Raw genomic sequence first — 4101 nt, forward strand, 5'->3', positions numbered from 1 at the left:
TCCGCGGAGCGCCTCGGCCGCGACTCCCGAGAGGAGGCCTCGAAGTGAATCCGGTCAACTACCTGTACCTGGCCGCCCTGCTGTTCACCATCGGCGCGGCCGGCGTCCTCATCCGGCGCAACGCCATCGTGCTGTTCATGTGCGTCGAGCTGATGCTCAACGCCTGCAACCTCGCGTTCGTGGCCTTCTCCCGGATGCACGGCAACCTCGACGGCCAGATCATCGCGTTCTTCACGATGGTCGTCGCCGCCGCGGAGGTCGTGGTGGGCCTCGCGATCATCGTGTCGCTGTTCCGTACCCGCCACTCGGCCTCGGTCGACGACGCCAGCCTGATGAAGCTGTAAGGGGCGTTCACAGTGGAGAATCTGATTGCGCTGCTGGTGGGCGCGCCCCTGCTCGGGGCGGCGGTGCTGCTGTGCGGCGGCCGGCGCCTCGACAAGGCCGGCCACTGGCTCGGGACCCTGCTCGCCGCGGTCTCCTTCGGCATCGGCGTGGTCCTCTTCGCCGGCATGCTGGGGCGCGGCGCCGAGGACCGCACCCTGCACCAGCACCTGTTCAGCTGGGTGCCGGTGGAGGGCTTCCAGGCGGACCTCGCCTTCCAGCTCGACCAGCTGTCGATGACCTTCGTCCTGCTGATCTCCGGGGTGGGCACGCTCATCCACGTGTACTCGATCGGGTACATGGAGCACGACGAGCGCCGCCGCCGCTTCTTCGGCTACCTCAACCTGTTCGTCGCGGCGATGCTGCTGCTCGTCCTCGCCGACAACTACCTGCTGCTGTACTTCGGCTGGGAGGGCGTCGGCCTGGCCTCGTACCTCCTGATCGGCTTCTGGCAGCACAAGCCCAGCGCGGCCACCGCCGCGAAGAAGGCCTTCCTGGTCAACCGGGTCGGCGACATGGGCCTGTCGATCGCCATCATGATCATGTTCACCACCTTCGGGACCTTCGCCTTCGGGCCGGTCCTCGCCAGCGTGGGCAAGACGTCGGAGGGCACGCTGACGGCGATCGGCCTGATGCTGCTGCTGGCCGCCTGCGGCAAGTCGGCCCAGGTGCCGCTGCAGTCCTGGCTCGGTGACGCGATGGAGGGCCCGACCCCGGTCTCGGCCCTGATCCACGCGGCCACCATGGTCACCGCCGGCGTGTACCTGATCGTCCGCTCGGGCGCGATCTTCAACGGGGCGCCCGACGCCCAGCTGGTGGTCACCGTCGTCGGCGCGGTCACGCTGCTCTTCGGTGCGATCGTCGGTTGCGCCAAGGACGACATCAAGAAGGCCCTCGCCGGGTCGACGATGTCGCAGATCGGCTACATGGTCCTCGCCGCCGGCCTCGGCCCCATCGGCTACGTCTTCGCGATCATGCACCTGGTGACGCACGGCTTCTTCAAGGCCGGCCTCTTCCTCGGCGCGGGTTCCGTCATGCACGGGATGAACGACGAGGTGGACATGCGCAAGTACGGCGGCCTGCGCACGTACATGCCGGTCACCTTCGTCACCTTCGGCCTCGGCTACCTCGCCATCATCGGCTTCCCGGGCCTGTCGGGCTTCTTCTCCAAGGACAAGATCATCGAGGCGGCCTTCGCGAAGGGCGGCACCGAGGGCTGGATCCTCGGCGGAGCGGCGCTCCTGGGCGCGGGCATCACCGCCTTCTACATGACCCGCGTCATGCTCCTCACCTTCTTCGGCGAGAAGCGCTGGCAGCCGGACGCGGAAGGCCACGCCCCGCACCCGCACGAGTCCCCGAAGTCCATGACCGTCCCGATGATCGTGCTGGCCTTCGGATCGGTCTTCGCGGGCGGCTTCTTCGGGATCGGCGACCGCTTCCTGAAGTGGCTGGAGCCGGTCACCGGGCACGAGCACGGCAACCCGCCCGTCGGAGCCCTGACGGTCACCCTGTCCACCATGGTGGTCCTCGTCATCGGAGTGGGCATCGCCTGGGTCATGTACGGGAAGAAGCCCGTCCCGGTCGTCGCCCCGCGCGGCTCGTTCCTCACCCGGGCGGCCCGCCGGGACCTGTTCCAGGACGACTTCAACCACGTCGTCCTCGTGCGCGGCGGGGAGCACCTGACCCGCTCGCTCGTGTACGTCGACCACAGCCTGGTCGACGGAGTGGTCAACGGGACGGCCGCCTCGGTCGGCGGGCTCTCGGGCCGGCTGCGCAAGCTGCAGAACGGCTACGCCCGCAGCTACGCGGTCTCGATGTTCGGGGGCACGGCGATCCTGATCGCCGCGACCCTGCTGATGAGGGCGGTGTGACATGACTTTCCCGCTTCTGACGGTGACGGCCGCGGTCCCCGCGGTCGGCGCGGTCCTCACCGCCGCCGTCCCGGCCAAGCAGCGGACCGCCGCCAAATGGCTCGCTCTGCTGTTCTCCCTGGCGACGCTCGCCCTGGCCGTGCTCGTCGCGGTCCGCTTCGACCCCGGCGGCGCCCGCTACCAGCTCACCGAGTCCCACGCCTGGATCGCCGACTTCGGCGTCCGCTACGAACTGGGCGTGGACGGCATCGGGGTGGCGCTCATCGCGCTCACCGCCCTGCTGATCCCCTTCGTGATCGGGGCCGGCTGGAACGACGCCGACCCGCTGGAGACCAACTCCTCCCGCTGGCGCCCCACCCAGGGCTTCTTCGCCCTGATCCTGATGGTCGAGGCGATGGTGGTGATCTCCTTCGAGGCCACCGACGTCTTCCTCTTCTACATCTTCTTCGAAGCCATGCTCATCCCGATGTACTTCCTCATCGGCGGCTTCGGGGACCGCGCCCACGCCGGCTCCGACGAGAACGCGGCCGCCCAGCGCTCCTACGCCGCGGTCAAGTTCCTCCTCTACAACCTGGTCGGCGGCCTGATCATGCTGGCCGCCGTCATCGGGCTGTACGTGGTCGCCGGGAACTTCTCCCTCCAGGAGATCACCGCCGCCCGCGCCGCCGGCACCCTCGACATGGCGACCAACACCGAGCGGCTGCTCTTCCTCGGCTTCTTCTTCGCCTTCGCGGTGAAGGCCCCGCTGTGGCCGCTGCACACCTGGCTGCCGAACGCCATGGGCGAGGCCACCGCCCCGGTCGCCGTCCTCATCACCGCGATCGTCGACAAGGTCGGCACCTTCGCGATGCTCCGCTTCTGCCTCGGCCTCTTCCCCGAGGCCAGCAAGTGGGCCACCCCCGTGATCCTCGTCCTGGCCCTGATCAGCATCGTCTACGGCGCGCTGCTCGCGGTCGGACAGCGGGACATCAAGCGGCTGGTCGCCTACGCGTCCATCTCGCACTTCGGCTTCATCATCCTGGGCATCTTCGCGATGACCTCCCAGGGCCAGTCGGGCGCCACGCTCTACATGGTCAACCACGGGATCTCCACGGCGGCGCTCATGCTGGTCGCCGGCTTCCTGATCTCGCGGCGCGGCTCCCGGCTCATCGCCGACTACGGCGGCGTCCAGAAGGTGGCCCCGGTCCTCGCCGGCACCTTCCTGATCGGCGGCCTCGCCACCCTGTCCCTGCCGGGACTGGCCCCCTTCGTCAGCGAGTTCCTGGTCCTGGTCGGCACCTTCGCCCGGTACCCGGTCGTCGGCGTCATCGCCACCGTCGGCATCGTGCTCGCCGCGCTGTACACCCTGGTCCTCTACCAGCGGACCATGACCGGCCCCGTCAAGGAGGAGGTCCGCTCCCTGCCGGACCTGCGCCCGCGGGAGCTGCTGGTGGTCGCCCCGCTGATCGCGCTGCTGATCGGACTGGGCGTCTACCCCAAGGTGCTGACCGACATCGTCAACCCGTCGGTGCGGCACACGATGTCGGACGTGAAGAAGACGGACCCCAAGCCTGAGGTCGCCGTCGAAGCGAAGAACGGGGAGGCGGTCAAGTGAGCGCCGCGACTGCTGCCCAGGGCCTGCTGACACTGGCGGCCAACGGACCGGCCGACAGGATCCCGGCCCCGCACATCGAGTACGCCCAGCTCGCGCCCACGCTGATCGTGGTGGGCGCGGCCGTCCTCGGCGTCCTCGTCGAGGCCTTCGTCCCGCGCAGGTCCCGCTACTACGTCCAGGTGTTCCTCGCCGTCGCCTCCCTCGCCGCGGCCTTCGCGGCGGTCGTCGGCCTCGCCGCCGGCGGGTACGGCGGCA

3 protein-coding genes and 1 pseudogene are annotated in these 4101 nt (G+C 69.2%); all 4 read left to right on the top strand.

The window, feature by feature from the left end; genetic code table 11:
- Positions 1–44 precede the first annotated feature (44 nt).
- Positions 45–344, top strand: coding sequence for an NADH-quinone oxidoreductase subunit NuoK (nuoK, locus tag AB0O29_RS34325; protein WP_045946785.1), 300 nt, complete (start codon positions 45–47; stop codon positions 342–344).
- A gap of 12 nt (positions 345–356) precedes the next feature.
- Positions 357–2252 (top strand): NADH-quinone oxidoreductase subunit L, encoded by a 1896-nt coding sequence (gene nuoL, locus AB0O29_RS34330; RefSeq protein ID WP_365159889.1) that lies wholly within the window; start codon positions 357–359, stop codon positions 2250–2252.
- Between the two features lies 1 nt (position 2253).
- Entirely contained in the window at positions 2254–3846 is a 1593-nt protein-coding gene (locus tag AB0O29_RS34335) for an NADH-quinone oxidoreductase subunit M (RefSeq protein ID WP_365159892.1), read from the top strand.
- A pseudogene (locus tag AB0O29_RS34340) lies at positions 3843–4101 on the top strand (NADH-quinone oxidoreductase subunit N); the annotation flags it as partial. The gene AB0O29_RS34335 and the pseudogene AB0O29_RS34340, both read left to right, overlap by 4 nt.

The sequence above is a fragment of the Streptomyces sp. NPDC089915 genome, from assembly GCF_040684675.1.
Taxonomy (GTDB): domain Bacteria; phylum Actinomycetota; class Actinomycetes; order Streptomycetales; family Streptomycetaceae; genus Streptomyces.

Coding starts and splice junctions, on each gene's coding strand:
- AB0O29_RS34335 (WP_365159892.1), top strand. CDS start 2,254: ATGACTTTCCCGCTTCTGACGGTGACGGCCGCGGTCCCCGCGGTCGGC.